The organism is Trichocoleus sp. DQ-A2 (assembly GCF_039961915.1).
GTDB lineage: Bacteria > Cyanobacteriota > Cyanobacteriia > Cyanobacteriales > FACHB-T130 > FACHB-T130.
Genome location: NZ_JAMPKD010000008.1, coordinates 180,221 through 199,155, shown reverse-complemented (window position 1 = coordinate 199,155; position 18,935 = coordinate 180,221). Strand labels below are relative to the sequence as shown.

Here is an 18,935-nt window from a genome sequence, read left to right as displayed (position 1 = left end):
AAGCGATCGCTCTTTTTAAAAACAAGCGATCGCTTGTTTTTTATTACTTGAAATTCATCTAATTCGATTTATAAATACATCGATCAGTGCAACTGATCGATGTATTTTATTTAGCTCGAATATACTTATAATAAAATGCTTGTTTTGTGCATGTTAAAGTCATAATATAGTAATTGTATTTGTCTGACTAGACGTTGTAGTTGGAGCGCGGAGGACAATGTCCTCTGCGCGAGTTCCAGAAAAGGTACTAAAAAGCAAATCAAAATATAGATATTATAAATAAATTGTAAACTCTCTTTTTTCCAACCTCTATAGCAAAAAGAATGGAAGATAAGTCTTTATTAGATGATATTAACCAAGCTTTCTCAGCCTTCAAAAAGCCTTTGATCATCCCTATTCTTCCAAAAAAGGGAGTTATTGAGGGTGAATATTTAGCGATTCAGCGAGATTTTGGTGAAGTTTTAAAAGATGAAATGAGCGACGAGCAATGCTCAATGATGATCTGTGATTACTCGCTCATTTCGGATGAAGCTTTGTGTTACTTTCTCCCCAGGCTAGCCAGAAGTGTTTTGCAAGAGAGAGGTTTTTCAGACTTATTTTGCAGCCGAATTGAAAAAATCAATGAGATTTTCCTAAATCGAGAGCAAAAAGCTATACTGAATCGCCTTATTATTACCCTTAAAGATATTGAAAAAGAATTAGAACTAGAGGAAAAGCATGAACTAGAACAGTCTTGGGCAGACTGGGAAGAGTCTTTAGGACAAAGTCAGAATGAAAATGACAAACTCTTATTGGCTATAGCTAGAAACAATATTGATGAGGTTAAAAGCTTAATTAACCAAGGGGCTAATGTAACAGAACAAGACAAGAATGGAAACTCACCCTTAGATATTGCCAAGTATAAAGGACACACCAAAATACTTGAGTTGCTCAAGCAAGCAGGTACTAAGGAATGATGGTGCGTGAGGAACATTTGAAAAGGGTGGACACGGATGCCCACCCTACGTTTAACTGACCAAGAAAATTTGTGATTAGCGAGGCGTTTTATCTTCTTTAAAGGATGCCAGCCATTCGCGGACTTGCCCAGCTGCAACATCGCGGCTACCCAACCCGAAAGCCAAGGCGATCGCGACAGCGATCGCTCCCAATAGCAATCCAAAAGCTAAGTTAACGATATCGCTAGCAATTCCCATCTGTTGCAGCGCCATTGCTGAAACCAGGGCGATAATCGCAATCCGAGCAGTTTGTCCGAGTATCCGCGCTTGGCGAGTACCGGAACTGGTAATCAAGTTAAAGGCGAGGTTCGCGAGATACAGACCAATCGCAAACACCACCAAACCGGCGAGAATGCGACCTAATATCACCACAATGCCGCTGACCAACAGAGTCAGCGCCGGAATTTGCAGAATATTGGTTGCTGCTACTGTCGCAAACAGCATAATGCCAACCAATACCACAATCCCGGCGAGTTCTGACGGGGTGCGGGTGGGAGGCGTCGGTTCCTGAAGGATAGTTTCTTGTCCGGTAGGCAGTATCTGTGCCTCTGGAGCCGGAGGTAGAATTGGCGTGGCGCGGGTGTAAGGCTTAGATTGGAGTCCCAGCCAGTAGAAAATATTGTTGAATCCGATGCTGGTGAGGATGTTGGTGACTAACTCTGAAACAAAGTGTCCAACTACATAAGCGATGCCGAGAATCAACGCCGCTGTAAAGATTAGCGGAATCGCGTTGAGAATCTGGGTCAACATGGCGATCGCTGGAACCGAAATTGCTGCAATTCCCAAAGCATTGAGAGCAGCGATCGCGGTCGGGATTAAAATCAGAACAAAAACAATTGTCCCGATCAGCCAAGAAAGCGTTTGTCCGCCGGTTGCCCGTGAAATTCCAAATCTTGCACCTAACCGATCCGTTCCGGTTGCTGTCAGCAGATTTGTAACAATCCGCCGCACCACCTGCGCCAGCAACCAACCTGCTGCACCGATGACGATAGCCGTCAAAATATTCGGTACTGCTGCCAAAATTTGATTTAGCAGGTTATTAACCGGACCCAGTGCCTGCTGTAGCTGTAGGGCATCTAAGATCAGCGGTAAAAATAGCAAAAAGATGAACCAGTACAGAGCGTTGCCTAAGGTATCGCTCAGAGAATACTGGTTTGTCCTTGGCGTCGTACCCCCCGGCGTCGTATCCCCCGGTGCCGTACCTCCCGTTTGCTCGCCCAAACGTTCGTCTAACCGCAGCGCCCGCAGTCCCCGCGTTACCACTAGCTTTGTCAAGGTTGCCAGTACCCAGGCAATTCCTAACAGAATCGCTGCACTAACGAGTTTGGGGATGAACTGAGTGACTTGCTCTAACAGAGTGTTAAGAGGACCAGCAACCGCTGTTAGTTTTAAAGTCTGTAAACTAGCAACGATGGCAAAGAGCATAATCAGCCAGAACACCACACTGGAGATCCATTTCTCCACAGGTGGCCCTTCTTCAGCCCCTTGGCGACCTGTAATCCAAGCGGCTAAACGATTATCGATGTTTGTGCGATTCAGCAGTCCTCGCACCGCCGCCGCCGCCAGTGAAGCCACGATCAAGCCAACGACTAACGCTAGGATCGCCTTAATCAGATCCACTAGCGAATTGCCTAAGTTGAGGCCGAGGCCTGAGATAATATTGTCAACCGAAAAATTATTATTGGTTGCAGGAGAGGATTCCGCCGCTGGTACGGGTGTACTCTGCGCTAACAACCCGTTCAACCTGAGTGGCACCTCTCGAAAGAGAGTGAGTGTAATTCCTTGCCAAGTTCCATTCATGGTGTTCTGAGTTAACGTCGGATGGGCAAATATACAAAAGTTACGCTGCTTAGCAGGAATCGCCAAGACTTATCCTACGCTGATAAATTCTCTCGCTACTGCATTGGAGAATCAAAAACCGACTAAAACAGGATGAGATAGATATAGACTAGCGTTCTCAGTTTTTAATCTATCTTTATAGATAAATAAGCCGAAAAAGTCGAATATTTGCGATTTTTAGCGGTGCTTCCCGATTTGCGTTTCTGTAGCGTTCGCTTCCAGTAAGTCTGTATAGTATGTCTCCTACTGAAGTTTTCGAGCAATCTATCCAAATCAATGCTAGTGCAACGGTGGTTGAGCGCTGCATTACCGATCGTGTCTTAATGCATCGATGGCTGAATCCGGCGTTGCGGTGCGAACCCGTCGGAGAGTGGCGAACAGATGTGGGGAGTCAAAGTCGGTTTATTATTCAAATTCCCTTATTGCAACCCACGCTCGAAACGGTAGTTGTGGAGCGAGAACCAGGGCTAATTGTCTGGGGATTTGAAGGATTTTTTAAAGGACGCGATCGCTGGGAATGTCAGTCAGAGGCAACGGGAAAGGGCACGCGCCTGCTGAATCGCTTTGAGTTTGAAATTCCCAGTCCTTTCGTGCGTTGGGGTTTTAATACCTTCGCCGCTGCCTTTACGAAAGCCGATATGCAAGCTCAATTGCGACGTCTCAAGCGAGTGGCAGAGGAGATGGATCGCTAAAGGCTAATAGATATCTTGTTCGATTTGTGTCAGTAACTGGCGAATCACGCCAGCATCCTCCGCATTGGGAAGTATCGCCAGATAAATGTTTAAATCTTGGGATGCTTCTGACCAGCGTCCCATTTGGAAGTAGAGAAGACCGCGATCGCGCAATTCCATCGGTGCGTCTGGGAACAACAGCAAAATCCGTTCCACTGTGGCGAGTGCTTTTTGCAACTCCTGCCGGTTCAGGTAAATCATTTTCAGATTCGTCAGCATCCGGGTCAAAAAGCGCCGAGAACTCACGGGTTCTACGAAAGTCGCTTGCAGTTGCACTGACTGTTGGTAAATCTTCGCAAGTCTATCTCTGCAATCTTGCTCAAACAGAATCTCGCCGCGATGGAAGGCATCCACGAAGATTCCTACATCCTCAAACTGTGGGCGAATCAGGAAATGCCCCGGCATCCCCACCCCAACCATCGGAAAATCAATGCGTCGTGCAATCTCTAAATAAACTAGCGCTAGGGCGATCGGGATGCCAGTGCGCCGGTCAATTACATCATTTAAAAAGCTATTGCGAGGATCGTAATAGTTTTCATTATTTCCAGTAAAACCTAAGTCGTCGTAAAGATATTGATTGATAGTTTGAATCACCCGCAGGGGATACCGTTGGGCAGGTAGACGTTCTTGTACCTCCGCTGCCATTGTATCGAGGGCATTGAGGTATTCATCCGGGTCGAGGTCTGGATATTCTTCCTGAGCAATGTCCAGAGCAGCTTTTGCCAGATTAATTTGCTCATCTGGCTGATTAATTTCCTGATAAAAGGATAGGCGACCCAGCGGCAAGTTCATGGCAATTCAATTGTTTAGCGAAACTCTTCCTCTGATTGTAGAAAACAACGTGCTATCTCGCTTACAACTAAAGGATAATTAGCAAGTCATCCGTGCTAGCAGGCTAACTACAAATCGGTGAGCAGCCTTGCCTTTCTAAGAATAAATGTGAGTACGGTTTCTTCTCTAGAAATAATCTCTGCGGCAATTTCCATCCCTGGTTGAATTGGATAGGGGCGATCGCCTTTGATCAGATTTATTTTTTCTGGCTGGATGGTTACTTCGTAGGAGGGCGGAACCGCAGGCGCGTTGGCGTTATTATTTTCAGGCGCGATCGCATCGGGTGCGATCGCGCTCACTTTTCCGGAGAGAGTTCCATAATCGGGATAGGGATAGGCAGAAACCCGCATTTGTACCTTTTGCCCAACCGCCACTTTCCCGATATCCTGAGCCGCTACCCGCGCTTTCACGATGAGTGGCGTGTTGCTGGGAGCAATTTGAGCAATTGGTTCGGCTGCACGCACCACCTGAGAGGCATTTCGCAGTTCTAGTTTGAGGATGGTGCCAGATGCTGGAGCACGAATCACGCTTTTTTGCAGTTCCATCCCGATTTGTTTGAGTTCGCGGGTGTCGCTGTTGAGTTGATTTTGAATTTCAATTTGACGCTGAATCAGGGTTTTTCGTTCTTTGTTCAATGTTGCTAAGGTAGATTCACCCGTTGCTCTTTCTTGAGCGATTCGCTCGTTAGCAATTACTACGGGTGCCGCACTGGGATTAAGCATGGCTTTTGCCCGTTGTAGTCTCGCTTGCGCGGCTTTGAAAGCTTCTTCTTTTTCCTTGATTTGCAGTTGAGCGATCGCGCCCGTATTTGCTAGCTGTTGATATTGATTCATCTGCGCCCTTGCTAAATCCACAGATGCCTGTGCTTCTTGCACTTCTGCCTTAGTTATGATTTCCTTCTCTTGATAGTCTCGTTGGTTACGACCCAGATCCGCTTGAGAAACCGCAATGTTGCGATTCATCAAGTTCCACTCTGCCTTTTGCTGGCTGTCAAGGGCACTAATTTGAGCTGCGATTTGACTCAGTTGCAGTTGGTTATTCTGGATATTGCCTTGCAGTTGGCTTTTTTTCGTCTGGAGTTGGGAGTTATCCAGAATCGCGATCGCATCCCCTTGTTTCACGACCTGATTTTCTTTCACAGAGATGCTTTCAATCGTTCCTTCTGTTGAAGCTTGCACGATGCGCAGCTCACCTATAGGACGCACAACGGCAGCGGCTTTAACAGTAATGTTGTACTGCGTATAAGCGGCAAGCATCACAGCTACCCCAAAAGTACCGACTAAAAACAATCCCCCTAGCGTTGTCCATCGGCTGATGGGAGGAAGAAATTCGTCGCTAGAGACTGGGCGGAGAAAGTCAGGGTTGCTGTCACTAAGCATGATTGTCCCATTCAGTGAATGAGTGTTCTCTACTATGATTGCATTTACTTTAAATAGAATTTAATTTCTTTGCCATCGTTTAAAATTTGAGCAGTTAATCGCTTTTTCCTAGTGCAGCCTGTTGTCTGAAATTTACACAATACTTTTTGTTGATTTTTTAAAATTATTAAATTAATTGGGAGTCGCGTTGGTTGAAAGCGTGTTTGTTTTGATGTAAAACCCTACCTCAGAGGGGTACGGTCATTTAATCTACAGAGTAAAACTCTAATTAGTTAATCCCAATACACTTAAAAACTTAGAAGGATTTTATGCCCCATCCCTTTGCTCCAGAACTTTCCGAACTAGGAACGGTGGAGTTCAATCTTCTAGAAGAACTCACGGATGAGGAAGCTGCCACCATTACAGGCGGTTTTCACACACCCACGACACCTGGCAGCATACCGATTGGAGGGAATGTTGTCACTCCACTGGAATTTAACGATGAGGGGGGGTATTTTATCACCCTGTGGCTTGGTGAAGAAGGTGGTTATGTAACGATCCCAGCGACACTCCCTGAAGACGGAGGCAACGGACTGCAATAACCTTATTGAAAGTAATGTCCGATTAACTTTTTTTCCTGAAATCATTGATTATTAAGGCAAAATTGAGCTAATTCTTCAGGCAGAATCAATGGAATTGTGGCACTTTTTAAAAAAAGCCACAATTCTATATTCTTTTGTAAGTAGTCTCTAGAGCAGTTTTGCTCTATCGCATCTTTTTTATTTTGCCTGAAGAACGGAAATGAAATCTGCAAGGCATCAAAAACGTGTTTTGGAAGAAATTTTCTGTGTTGAGAATTTTTTATTCAAAGATTATTATCAGCAATCAATTGTTCAAAGGGGTGCGATGCTCGCCTTGCGATCGCTCTTTTCAAAAATGCTGCGTTTATTACTTGATGGCAAAGAAAAACTCGTGGCTTGAGCCTGGGTTTGGTCAACCATGAAAAAACCCACCCTAATTTTAAAATAGGGGGGTTGCCATGTGGTTTGACTGAATAGTTGCAGCAAATAAATTGACGATTTAACTGCTAGTAACTGTGAGATTTCCTCCAGTTCCAGTCAAAGCTCCATCCACTATTGATATTGTTGCTGGCTCTGTTAGTTGAGCTGTATAGCTAGTATTGTCAATCGTGAAACTGATGCTAAATGGACTGAGATTGAAAGTGCCATTAGGAATCTCAGCCTTCCAATCGTCAAAGTCAAAACTGAATAAAACTAAACCTCCAGCTACTGCCTCTTGTTCCTGTTCGGATAGTTCTGCAAACAAGGATTGGTCTTGAGGTTGCATTGGTTGGTTGTTTGCACCTACAGTCATGATGTTGCCCTCAAAATAAACTTTGAAGCGTTGGAAACTTCTGCCGTGCTTAAAACTTACGTAAATGAAAACACCTTTTCCTCCCACTTTTGGGAGATTAACCTTTGGTACCCTTGGTTGTAATAATGCAGTCTGCTTTGTTTGCGTAGTGGATACGGGCAACTTTTCGCGATCGCTTCTAACCGGCGAAGTCAACAAACTGGATGACACCCCGCTGTCCATTGGTTAACCAGTGAGGATCTTCTTCGTTAAGTGTGTTTATCTGAGTTTGCTGTAAACCTGCCACCAGTTCAGATTTGAGGGTGCGTAGTGCTACTAACGGTGCTGGGAAGTAGCAGGCAATGTCTTGAAAAGGGGTAGTAAAATCCCAGTGGCGATTGCCTAAACAGCGGCGGTAGTTAGCATCTCCTTTAATAAAAATTAGGCTGGCGGGTGCTAACTCTTGTCGCAAAGCTTCGGGTATTTCCCAGAAAGGCAAGGGCATTGTCCAAAATAAATCGTCATAGCATCGCAAACGACCGGAAGCGATCGCGTCTTGCAAGCGCAGAGAAAGCGATCGCACTTCCCCATCAACGTCAGCAGCCAAAACCTCTAAAGTGTGGTGCAGATCCTGAATGGTCGCATCAGAAACGAAGATAGGATACCGCTTCAGGTGCAGGGAAATCTCAGCCGCCTGAGTGGTTAGCAGAAAATCTGCCAAGCACAAATCGCAGACGAGTTCAAAACCAGCATTATCGACGATGAAGTCAATTCTTCCCCCATCAAGGCTAGCAATCCTGTCCGCAATGATGGGTGTATCATCGACCAAAATATGAGCCTCTTCGTGCTGAATTTCCTGACGGCTGCGATCGCTTTCTCCAGCCTCAATAGGCCAAAGGCTCAGATCGGCGCGGTTGCCCCACAGTGAAAAATAGAGCAGTGGGATTAAACGAGTATGGCGATCGCTTGTATGATGCCCAATCCTAGCGGCGATTGCCCGGATTGAATCCATTGCCGTTTCTAAACCCAAGCGTTTTTGCAATCCGTAGGGATCGACGCCTTGGCTCGCTCCTGGCGGAAAGTAATTGGTTGCTTCCACAATCCGCCGGAAAAAGTATAACTCTGCAAATAACCAGGGAATGTCTATCCAACGCTTCCCCAGAAAAGGAGCCAAATATGTTGTCCACGCAGCCAAATCTGGGCCATTGTCATCTTTGAGCGATCGCACGATTCCGTTCGGCAAGTCCCGGATCAAGGTTTCCAGGTTGTCTACAATCGATGCCGGAAAGTCGTTTTCAGCGATCGCTCGCTGCGCGATCGCAGGCATTCGCTTCAGAAGCGTCATGTTTGCAAACGAACCTTCTTCCGACATCATCAGCGGTGGAGGAAGCGGTAATCGAGGCTGTAAAATCTGCTGTGACATTAGGCGATAGCGCTTTTTATCATGTGTCGAAAGTAATTCTACTTAAGCAGCAATTTTATTGACTCTGAAATCTGGTTACATAAAGCGCATCAAGCCAAAACCCTCAACCTTGAGAACTCTTGCCGATTAGGATGGATTGGGAGCATCTTTTGCAAATATCCATGAGCCTAACCGAACAGATTCTATCTCAGGTACCGGGAAATCCTCTCCTCGGACTGCGTAAAGCCGATAGCCTTTGGCAAGCCATCAAGGAAGACACTACACCGATTCCGATGGTGGTGAAAGAAAGCCAAGAGCCACTAGGAAGCGTAGACTGGGATGCAATAATCTGCGGCGGCACTTTGGGAATTTTAATCGGTGCTGCTTTAGCTCAGTTGGGGTGGCGAGTTGCCTTGATTGAAAGAGGAATCTTGCGCGGTAGAGATCAAGAGTGGAATATTTCCCGCCAAGAGTTAGAAGTATTTTTAGAGCTGAATCTACTAACTGAAGCGGAATTAGAGCAAGCGATCGCAACCGAGTATAATCCCGCCCGCGTCAGTTTTTTAGGAGGTTCTGACGTATGGGTGCGAGATGTCCTGAATATCGGCGTCGATCCGGTTTTTCTGCTAGACACGCTCAAATCAAAGTTTCTGGCTGCTGGCGGACAGTTGTTTGAAAACACTCCCTTTGAAGGGGCGGTTGTACACCCAGATGGCATCAGGGTGGAAGCCTCTGGCGGCATGAAAACGCGGTTGTTAATCGATGCGATGGGACATTTTTCACCCATTGTTCAGCAAGCGCGACAGGGAGAAAAACCGGAAGGCGTCTGCTTAGTCGTGGGTAGTTGCGCCAAAGGCTTTCCTCTCAACGAAACCGGCGATCTGATCGCAACTTTCACATCGATTCAAAATCAATGCCAATACTTTTGGGAAGCCTTCCCAGCACGAGATGGCAGAACGACTTATCTATTTACTTACCTGGATGCTCACCCCAGTCGTCCCAGTTTAGAGTTCTTCTTTGAAGAATACCTGCGCCTGTTGCCCGAATATCAAGGCGTAGAAGTGTCCCAACTGCAATTTCAACGGGTGCTATTTGGCTTCTTTCCCTCTTACCGCAACTCATTAAAGATGCCTTGGAGTCGCATTCTGCCCGTAGGAGATAGCAGTGGCAACCAATCTCCCGTCAGCTTTGGCGGGTTTGGGGCGATGGCGCGGCACCTGAAACGGTTAACAGAAGGCATTCACGAGGCTTTACAAATAGATGCTCTCGACAAGAATGCTTTGGCACTTTTGCAACCTTATCAGCCAAATATTGCTGTAACCTGGCTGTTTCAAAAAACAATGGGCGTGGGAATCGAGCAAAAAGTTGACCCAAATCAAATCAACCAGTTGCTTTCTAGCGTATTTCAAGCAATGGCACAGCTGGGAGACGAGGTATTACGCCCATTTTTACAAGATGTTGTCCAGTTTCCCGCTTTATCAAAAACCCTGTTAAAAACAGCCGTCACTTACCCCGGATTAGTGGCTCGAATTATTCCCTTAGTGGGAATCCCGATGCTTCTAGATTGGATGGTTCACTACCTAAACTTGGGAATTTACACGGCTTTATATCCTCTAGCAACCGCCCTGCAACCGTGGACGAAGACGTTACTGCCACTGCCTCGATACTACTGCGATCGCTTCCTCCAAGCTTGGAAATATGGCTCCGGAGGCGATTACAGAAGCCTGAAGAATCTAGGGTGAAGCCCTTCGGTAAGGGTAAAAGAAACCATAGAGGCAAGCATGATGAAGCCTAAAAGAGGAAATTTTACACTTGATACTTCACGCTTGAGACTTCATCCTTTATCCTTAGGTAAACTCTGGCATCGCTTGAGCATTACCAGTAAGTTTACTTGGGCAGTTGTGGCGCTGCTGCTGCTGATTACACAAGTCGCGATGACGAGCTGGCTGTCGCTGAATGCAGTGGTGCGAGAGACAGAAGCGGCGATTCTCACCAGCATTGAGGTGCAGGCAAAAGTATTTCAGATGGATGCCGCCTTACAAGACGCCCGCCAACTGGAAAAAGACTTTTTTTTGAGCTGGCCTTCTATGGGATTTTCCAGCGCTAGCCAGGATTATGTCCAGGCGCATCGGGAGCAAATTGACAAAGCCCTGGATATCAGCAGCCAGTTGCAAGAGTTACTCAATGGTGGGAAGGTTAGCGATGCTTTGCGTCGGAGCAATCCGGAATTGGTGGCTTATGTAGAGCTTGTCGAGCGCTATGCTAGCAGCTTTAAAGAAGCTGTGGCGTTGGTGGGGACGCTGGGAATCGATGATGTGGGGGTGCTGGCGCGGTTAGAGCAAAATTCGCGGCTATTGCACGACACGCTGCAACTCTCTGCCAGTTCGGAGTTGATGATTTCATATCGGGAAATGCAGTCGGTGGAGAAAGAATATCTCTCCAACCGTCAGGAGGACAAAATCCAGGCGGTGTATGAGGCGGTGGAACGTTTGCGCCAGGGAATTCAACAAGCACCCCAACTCAATGCCACTCAGAAGGCGGCGGCGTGGGAGTATCTGAATGCTTACGAGTTAGCGATCCGAGAAATTATCAACCTCGACGCTCAAATTAGAAGCAAAATCAGCACTTTTGACGAGCAAGCGGCACGTGTTTCCACTAAAGTAATTGGGTTGGCAAATGCTGACGTACAGCGATCGCGCCTTGAAATCGCCCGAACCAGCACGCTAGCTACGGTACTGCAAGCGATGACAGTATTGACGGCGGTGTTGCTATCTGGGGTGATTGCGAATATCTTCGCCACTGCTTTAAAAAATTTGCAAGCAGAACAGGAAAAATCTGAGCGTCTGCTGCTAAATATCTTTCCAGAAGCGATCGCCAATCGATTAAAACAGGAACAGCGCACGATTGCGGAAAGCTTTGCCGATGTGACGGTATTATTTGCTGACATTGTTGGTTTTACTGAGCTTTCGGCTCGGATTTCCCCAACTGATGTGGTTGAGTTGCTCAATCAAATTTTCTCAGCCTTCGATCGGCTGGCAGATCGCCACGGTTTAGAGAAAATTAAGACGATTGGAGATGCCTATATGGTAGTGGGAGGACTGCCAATGCCTTCAGAAGATCACGCGGAAGCGATCGCGGAAATGGCACTGGATATGCTGGAGGAAATGACTTGCTTAAGTACCAAGATTGGCGAAGCGTTGTCTACCTCTCGCCCTCAACACTACACCATCCGAATTGGAATTAATACGGGTCCCGTCGTTGCAGGCGTTATTGGCACGAAAAAGTTTATCTATGATTTGTGGGGCGATACGGTGAATATTGCTAGCCGTATGGAATCCCAAGGCATTGCGGGTTGCATTCAAGTGACAGGAGCAACTTATGAACGCTTACGGCATAAGTACCAGTTTCAGGAACGGGGAACTATCCAGGTAAAAGGTAAAGGGGAGATGAAAAGCTTTCTCCTCAAAGGCAGACATCAAGACGATTCACGATAGATGAATGGTACTGATATATAAGAGCCTTGAGATAAATCTCTCACCTTAAAGCTAAAGCTTAAAACAGGTTGAAAGCCTTTGTTTCCCCAGTATTTGGGCCAATTTCAACTGATTTTAGCTCTTCTCCCTAACTTTAGTTCAGGGCTGAAGTCAGCGCGATTCCACTATAGATTTTTGTAGAAGACTTGCGATTCTCACGTTTTTCAGGACTGCGAACAAGCCAATCTCTAAATATTTCCGGCTCAACTCGAAAAAGCGAGGTTAAGGAATGTAGATCATCCCCAGTTTATTATTAAACCTCTCTTGGCTCTGAGTCAAAAGATCGCACCATGATTAAACAAGAATTTCAAACCACTCACTACTTTACCGTCTTAATGGGGCTGCTACGCGATCGCCAAGGATTTATGGAAGAAATTCGTCAAGGCGTAAGACTTCCCAGTAAAATCACCTCTCTACTCGTTTGTAGTTCCCTCTTTTTTGCCGCCTATGGCGCAATTATCGGTTCATCTCATAGCCTTTTACAAGCATTGTCCTCTGCTGTTAAACTTCCCTGCTTCTACTTAATCACGCTGATTCTTTGCTTGCCAACTTTATATTTTTTCAGCATCCTTTTTGGCTCAAGCAAAAGTATTGGACAGTACTTCGCCATGCTTCTAACTTCTGTCGCCGTGATTAGCGTTCTAGAATTTAGCTTGGCACCCGTAGCGCTAGTTTTTCTGTTGACCGCCCACAACTACCAATTTTTTGTATTGTTAAATGTGGGTATTTTTGCTCTCACCGGATTGACTGGCGTCACTTTCCTCTATCAGGGAATACAGTTTATGTCCGTACAAGATAGCGAAGCAGCACAAGAAACTCGTACCAGAGTTCTGAAATTTTGGTTAATTCTTTATGCTTTAGTTGGCTGTCAATTAGGCTGGACACTCAGACCCTTTTTTGGAACTCCTGGACAATTTGTATTGTTTCGACCGATGGAAGGGAATTTTTATCTGAGTATTTTCAAAGCAATTGGACACCTTCTAGGTTTTAATTAAAGCTGCACTCAAATAGCACTTGTCTACGTTCAGGATTGTCCATCCTACTTAGCTCGGTCTTAGCTAAAATATCAGAATTCTTGTTTGGAAGCAGTACATAAACCCACCCCTGCTCCTCCTCAATTTCAGAGAAGAGGTTAGGGGTGAGGTTACGAGTAGATATCGAAACAAAGTGAGAACTGCTATATATATCGATAGATAGTTGATAGTTGTAATTTCTGTAGTAAATTGTTACTGTTTTCAAGGAAAAAACTTCGGCTAGATAATATTAACAAGTGATTCTGGCTCACGATTAATATCAGAAAATGATGCGATCGCTTGCAGGATCGCGCTTAATTCACAGAAACTTCATTTAAAGCCCCTAAATTATAAATTTAGGGTAAAGGATTATTTCATCGGTGATAATACGGATAGCAATATCCTCAGATCAGCGGTGAAATCTACTCATTTCAGTGGCGAAGCTACAGTTCGTTGAATTTGGATATTTGAGTGTAGGGTAGGGAACACGGACATTTTGCACCTTACTCTGGGAACTGGGAAGGCAACAATCCCTCCACTTCTCGTTTCTAAGCGTCAGCCTAGAGAACGAGAGGAATCAAGGCAGAGCTTTGATTTGGTAGGTGCAAGATGTAAAGTATCTGGAATCAGGATTGATTAGGAATTCGAGAGTTCCTAGCGTTATGCATCGGCTTTATGAGATGTATGAGAGCGATCGCTTCCAGTTATGAATTTTTTAGAAGCTTTGTCTCGCCCCTGTAAGGTGTTGCAGGTTTGTTAAGCGATGAACGTTTTTGGAAGTGGTAGGTAGGAGAAACAGGTAGCAATGACAATTAAAAATCCCGCAACTACTAATTTTTTCTGTCTTCTGTCTTAAGTACCATCCAAAATCTCCTGAGCCAATTTAGGCGTTAAAGCTCAAAGACAACCTGCATTCTCATGCTAGTCCAACCCGCAAAAAAATTATAAACATCGGCTTTTTACTTACGAGATGGTCATCAAAGGAAACAAACTCATGAAAAAAACTCTAGCCGCCCTTACTGTTGGCTTTACCTTAGCGATGGGAGCCACTTCTGCTAACGCCGTTCCTCTTTACGACGGCGTATCGCAGCCAAATCAAACGCCCGCTCAACAGGGATGGGAATATAAAGAAAATGCTTTTAAGTCTCCTGTACCGACTGCATCGCCTTCTAGTGAAGGCACTATTTTGAATACGGGTAATAGCAGTAATCAGGCAGGCTACTTCAAAGTATCGCCAGTGCTGCTTGACCGCAGTACCGGATATAGCATCAGTTTCAGCGTCAAGGTGAGTTCAGAAACTCACCTCAACAACAATCGTGCAGGCTTCAGTCTGATTGTGATGAGCAATGGCGTCTCTGGTGAAACGCAACCTTATGGGCTGGAATTAGGTTTCTGGCAAAATAGCATCTGGGCGCAAAACGTTGGTTTTACTCAAGGCGAGAAAGTAACTTTCAACGTCCAGAAAACGATGAATAACTATGTATTGTATGTAAAAGACAACCAGTATCAACTGTTTATGAACGGTTCTACCTTTCCTGTTTTGCAAGGCAATCTGCGTCAATATACCGGATTTACACCGCCTCCCGGATATCTCAACCCTTACACAACTTCCAACCTGATTTTCTTAGGCGACAACACGACATCCGCCACGGCGAACGTTACCATAAAAAGCCTCTCCGCATCCTCTGCCAGCAATGTTAACCTCACCAATGCCTCTGTAAAATAATCATTTCACTTTAGGGAATCAAAAAGTCCAAATGAGCGCCAGTTTGGGCTTGTAGCTCCTCCAGAGAACCTTGCAATTTCAAGCGACCTTGCTCCAGAAAAACAATCCAATCAGCTCGATTAATTACTCTGGGGCGGTGGCTAATTAAAATGGTGGTTCTGCCTTGGCGGTGAGACAGCAACTGCTCTAAAACTTGCGCTTCGCTCACCGGATCGAGTCCCCCCGTGGATTCATCTAAAATCAGAACTGGCGGCTCGTTTACAATCGCTCTGGCAATTGCTAATCGTTGCCGCTGTCCGCCAGAAATATTTGCCCCGAATTCACCCAAAACGGTTTGATATTTGTCGGGTAGCTTGCTGATAAATTCATCTGCACCCGCAATCTGGCAAGCTCTCACAATGTGTTCAAATGCAACGTGAGGGGAACCTAAGCGGAAGTTTTCCACAATTGAGCGACTCCAAAAGTGAGGCTCTTGAGGAACGAGAATCACCTGTTGTCGCAAGCAATCAAGTGATAAATCTTGCAAATTATACATGCCAATGCGGAGATTTCCAGAATGTGGTGAATATAATCCAGCGATTAACTTCGCCAGGGTGCTTTTACCGCAGCCAGATTTACCAATGAGTGCAATAACTTTTCCTCCAGGAATGGTTAGCGAAAAATCTTCTAAAAGGTCAGTTCTGCCAGCATGGTGGAAGTTGAGATTTGTGGAAATAATATCTGCATCTCCCGGAATTTTAGCAAAGGGTCTTTTGTCATCGACTGGATTTTCTGGTGTAGAGTCAATTACTTCCGTAAGACGTTGGGTAGCGGTTTGAACGCGAGTGAGTTCATCGACAAATCCCACGACTGCCCCAATAAACGCTAGAAAATTTCCATTCATGCCGTTAAAAGCTAACAGTTGCCCAATGGTTAATTCTTTACTAATCACCAGGCTACTGCCAAACCAAAGTAAGATGACGCTACCGATACTAGAAACTAATCCAGAAAAGGTACTGTTAATAATGACAATCTGAATCGTGCGGAAGGTGATGTTGGCAAGGCGACCGAAGCGACTCTGAAATTCTTCCCAAAATTGCGGTGCAGATGTAGTCGTTTTGAGCGTCAGTGCCCCTTTAAAAGTCTCAACTAAAATGCCTTGATTTTCTGCTTCTAAGACTAATAAGCTCCGAGTTTTTTGTTGCAGTGTCGGCAGGAAAATAATTGTGGAAATTGTCATAACAACAGCAATGCACACAGCAACACTTGTTAGTTTGATGCTGTAGAACAACATCAAACTAAAAGAAACGATGGCAATAAATAGCTGGCTCGGCAAGCTGACAACGACTTGAGAAACTAACTGATTAATTTCTTGAATATCTCGCAAGCGGCTGACAATTTCGCCACTGCGACGAGCTTCATAATAGGAAAGCGGCAAACGCAAAATTGCTCTGCCAAATTCTAAAACTAAGCCTAATTGGAGCCGTTGAGAAAAATGGGCGATTAGGTTAGATTGCACCAGTCTGAGGCTACTGGATACAACATTCATCACCATAACAGCAGTCACGACACCCGTTAGTAGCTGGGTATCCCCCCGAACCAACACATCATCGGTGAGGATTTGGATGAGGAAGGGGGATGTCAGGGAAAGCAACCCCAAGACAAGGTTAATGATAAATGCCTCAGCCAGAATCCCTCGGTAAGCCCAGACGGGTTTAAAGAAACGCCCAAAACCGCCAACTTTATCATCAACTTGGGCAAAAAAGCGGGCCGAGTCTGGCTCTAGTAACAGCATGATGCCATTTGTCCAGCCTGCCGCTAGCTCGTTTTTAGTGAGGTAACGGATGCCGACAGCGGGATCGGCGATCGCATATTTTTTCCGGTGTTGCCCGTATAAAACAACCCAGTGGTAGCCTTTCCAGTGAATGACGGCTGGTAGCGGTGCTTGCTTCAATTTGTCAAGAATCTGTGGTGAAGCTTTCACTGCTCTAGCATTAAAACCGAGTGCTTCTGCACCCCGCCGGAGTCCTAGCAATGTGGTTCCTAGCTGTCCAGTGCCTACGGCTTCACGGATACGGTTGAGCGTAAAAGTCCGCCCGTGGTGTTTCGCGATCGCAGCAAGACACGCCGCTCCGCAGTCTTCTTCACTGTGTTGTAAGACATGCTCGTACTTCATGCTTAACTCATGCTATAGTGTCAGGATTTATGCGGTTCGGTAACTAACACACTATAGGCGCACTATAGACAAAATCTAATGGTCAACTTGAACGGTTGATAGAGTTAGGAGGCCCTCAAAAGCAGTCACTACAAGAAGATCGTGGCTGCTTCCCTTTGACATTCGTGACCGCCTCAGTCAATTTTCGCAACGAGCATCAATCACAAAGCAGTAGATGCATACTTGGGTTTTCATCAACCCAGCTCAACGATGGGAGCGATCGCTCCAAAGCGAAAATCTCAATCAACACGCAAGTAACCACATTTACATAACTTGTCATGAATGTTTGATAAAACCCTTGGTCAAACATTTCTGCAATTATGACGTTTGCATCTAATATGAGGCGTTTGAACAATCCCAGCCTCTTGACAAGATTCCTACCTCTTTACATTAAATCAAATACATTAAAACAAAAAATTATTAATTATTAACAAGCCGTATTACTTAGCTATAACTACTTTAGCCTACCTCTTAAGCATTGAATGAATAATCCCAACAATCTTTATAAGAACTCATACACAAAACTCAATAAAATTTGCTTGTTTTAAATGTCTTTCCTCTATCTTGAGATTGATGCTAACTCAGTATTTAAGTCGCAAAATATACGATATCGCGAGTCAAATAGAAGAAGACTCTGCAAGCCTTTAAACAAAACCTTTAGTGGCTTTTGCTAAAAAGTTTTCTCTAGTTTTGAAACTTTAAAACGCTTACACAATTTTAATAAATTTTAGGAAAAAATAACTTTTCTTAGGAGGAAGCAAGAAGGGATTTCCTGAATATTTTTCTTCAAATAAGCGTTCCGGCAATTGAATTGAGAAAATTTTACTAGCAAGAAAGAAAAAGGAATTGTATAACCCTATAATTGGAATTTTATTACCTAACACTTAAGGTATTAAAGCTTCAATCTGAAAGGATTACTTTTTGGTTTGCGGGCTAAGATTCGCGCGACTCTTTCCAAATGAGCATTCATTGGAGTTTAAGGTGAAACGAGTAGCGATCGCATTGAGTCTTTTTAGTCTAGCTAGTAGCGCTCTTGTGAGTTGCACGTCAGCTCCCCAGAACACTCAAAACAGCCAACAAAACAGTTCAGAACTTTCATCGGTTGCTGTCACAGTCCGCGATCTCGGCAACCCCTTCTTTGTACAAGTTGGTAAGGGTGCAGAGGCGGCAGCTAAGAGAATTGGCGGTGCGGACGTTAGCACAACCCTCGTCTCCAGCGGGGACGATTTAAATCAGCAATTTAATCAAATTGAAAATTTCATTGCCTCAGATGTCAGCATGATTATACTTAATGCTGCTGACAGTAAGGGGATTTTTGCAGCAGTTGAAAAAGCTAAACAAGCAGGAATTCCAATCATTGCAGTTGATACTGCCGCTGAAGGAGGTGTTGATGCCACTGTTACCTCCAATAACGTGCAAGCAGGTGAAGTAAGTTGTCAATACATTGCCGATCGATTGAAGGGTCAAGGCAATGTTGTAATTATCAACGGACCTCCTGTTGCTTCAGTTGTTGAGCGAGTCCAAGGATGTCTGAGCGTATTTTCCAAATATCCCAATATCAAGATCCTTTCAAAAGATCAGAATGCAGAAGGTAGCCGTGATGGTGGGTTGAGAGTCATGAGCGATTTGCTCACATCCTTCCCAAAAATTGATGCCGTTTTTGCAATTAATGACCCTTGTGGGATTGGTGCGGAGCTAGCTGCTACCCAAGCACAACGGAAAGAGTTCTTTATTGTTGGCGTCGATGGCGCACCCGAAGCTCTAGATGCGCTCAAGCAGGAAAATAGCTTATTTGTTGCGACTGCGGCTCAAGATCCCTTTCGCATGGCAGCCAAGGCAGTAGAGGTCGGGAATGACATTATCAAAGGGAACAAGCCTGCCAATCCAGACATTCTCATTCCAGTCACGTTGGTTACTCGTGAAAACGTGAATCAGCATAAAGGCTGGACAAGTGAATAAC

The 18,935-nt window shown here is 45.2% G+C and carries 15 protein-coding genes; 9 read left to right on the top strand and 6 right to left on the bottom strand.

What is annotated here, in order from left to right; all coding sequences use genetic code 11:
• Positions 1-323 precede the first annotated feature (323 nt).
• Positions 324-956: an ankyrin repeat domain-containing protein gene (locus NC997_RS10200; protein ID WP_190410000.1), complete on the top strand. Its 633-nt coding sequence runs from the start codon at positions 324-326 to the stop codon at positions 954-956.
• Between the two features lie 75 nt (positions 957-1,031).
• Here the strand turns inward: NC997_RS10200 and NC997_RS10195 are convergent, their stop codons facing one another.
• Entirely contained in the window at positions 1,032-2,795 is a 1,764-nt protein-coding gene (locus NC997_RS10195; RefSeq protein WP_190527199.1) for a mechanosensitive ion channel, read from the bottom strand.
• A 275-nt stretch (positions 2,796-3,070) separates the two neighbouring features.
• On the opposite strand from NC997_RS10195, the gene NC997_RS10190 reads away from it, so the two are divergent.
• Positions 3,071-3,526, top strand: coding sequence for an SRPBCC family protein (locus tag NC997_RS10190; RefSeq protein WP_190527197.1), 456 nt, complete (start codon positions 3,071-3,073; stop codon positions 3,524-3,526).
• A 3-nt stretch (positions 3,527-3,529) separates the two neighbouring features.
• On the opposite strand, the gene NC997_RS10185 is transcribed toward NC997_RS10190, so the two are convergent.
• Both NC997_RS10185 and NC997_RS10180 read right to left on the bottom strand, forming a co-directional pair.
• Entirely contained in the window at positions 3,530-4,357 is an 828-nt protein-coding gene (locus NC997_RS10185) for a SirB1 family protein (protein ID WP_190440549.1), read from the bottom strand.
• 107 nt (positions 4,358-4,464) lie between these two features.
• Positions 4,465-5,775 (bottom strand): HlyD family efflux transporter periplasmic adaptor subunit, encoded by a 1,311-nt coding sequence (locus NC997_RS10180; RefSeq protein ID WP_190527196.1) that lies wholly within the window; start codon positions 5,773-5,775, stop codon positions 4,465-4,467.
• A 308-nt stretch (positions 5,776-6,083) separates the two neighbouring features.
• Here NC997_RS10180 and NC997_RS10175 point away from each other — a divergent pair, with 308 nt between their 5' ends.
• A complete protein-coding gene (locus NC997_RS10175; protein WP_190527194.1) occupies positions 6,084-6,356 on the top strand; it encodes a hypothetical protein in 273 nt (90 codons plus the stop codon).
• A gap of 199 nt (positions 6,357-6,555) precedes the next feature.
• On the top strand, positions 6,556-6,735 hold the full coding sequence (locus tag NC997_RS10170) for a hypothetical protein (RefSeq protein WP_190440541.1): 180 nt from the start codon (positions 6,556-6,558) through the stop codon (positions 6,733-6,735).
• Positions 6,736-6,834: 99 nt separating this feature from the next.
• Here NC997_RS10170 and NC997_RS10165 read toward each other — a convergent pair whose 3' ends face one another.
• Together NC997_RS10165 and NC997_RS10160 are read right to left on the bottom strand one after the other, a co-directional pair.
• Positions 6,835-7,128, bottom strand: coding sequence for a hypothetical protein (locus NC997_RS10165; protein ID WP_190527192.1), 294 nt, complete (start codon positions 7,126-7,128; stop codon positions 6,835-6,837).
• A 178-nt stretch (positions 7,129-7,306) separates the two neighbouring features.
• Positions 7,307-8,530 carry a damage-control phosphatase ARMT1 family protein gene (locus NC997_RS10160; protein WP_190527189.1) on the bottom strand — a complete coding sequence of 408 codons (1,224 nt, stop codon included), beginning with the start codon at positions 8,528-8,530 and terminating at the stop codon, positions 7,307-7,309.
• Between the two features lie 161 nt (positions 8,531-8,691).
• Between NC997_RS10160 and NC997_RS10155 the strand changes: the two genes are divergently transcribed.
• The 4 genes from NC997_RS10155 (at position 8,692) to NC997_RS10140 (ending at position 14,781) form a co-directional block, all read left to right on the top strand.
• Positions 8,692-10,251 (top strand): FAD-dependent oxidoreductase, encoded by a 1,560-nt coding sequence (locus NC997_RS10155; protein WP_190527187.1) that lies wholly within the window; start codon positions 8,692-8,694, stop codon positions 10,249-10,251.
• 39 nt (positions 10,252-10,290) lie between these two features.
• The gene (locus NC997_RS10150; protein WP_242031357.1) at positions 10,291-12,003 is read left to right on the top strand and encodes an adenylate/guanylate cyclase domain-containing protein; all 1,713 of its coding nucleotides are present in this window, start codon (positions 10,291-10,293) and stop codon (positions 12,001-12,003) included.
• A gap of 329 nt (positions 12,004-12,332) precedes the next feature.
• Positions 12,333-13,037, top strand: a complete 705-nt coding sequence (locus tag NC997_RS10145; RefSeq protein ID WP_190440532.1) for an actin-binding WH2 domain-containing protein — start codon at positions 12,333-12,335, stop codon at positions 13,035-13,037.
• A gap of 1,012 nt (positions 13,038-14,049) precedes the next feature.
• On the top strand, positions 14,050-14,781 hold the full coding sequence (locus NC997_RS10140; protein WP_190527185.1) for a hypothetical protein: 732 nt from the start codon (positions 14,050-14,052) through the stop codon (positions 14,779-14,781).
• 10 nt (positions 14,782-14,791) lie between these two features.
• On the opposite strand, the gene NC997_RS10135 is transcribed toward NC997_RS10140, so the two are convergent.
• Positions 14,792-16,936, bottom strand: a complete 2,145-nt coding sequence (locus NC997_RS10135; RefSeq protein ID WP_190410012.1) for a peptidase domain-containing ABC transporter — start codon at positions 16,934-16,936, stop codon at positions 14,792-14,794.
• A 1,020-nt stretch (positions 16,937-17,956) separates the two neighbouring features.
• On the opposite strand from NC997_RS10135, the gene NC997_RS10130 reads away from it, so the two are divergent.
• The gene (locus NC997_RS10130) at positions 17,957-18,934 is read left to right on the top strand and encodes a substrate-binding domain-containing protein (protein WP_190440527.1); all 978 of its coding nucleotides are present in this window, start codon (positions 17,957-17,959) and stop codon (positions 18,932-18,934) included.
• Position 18,935: the final 1 nt, after the last annotated feature.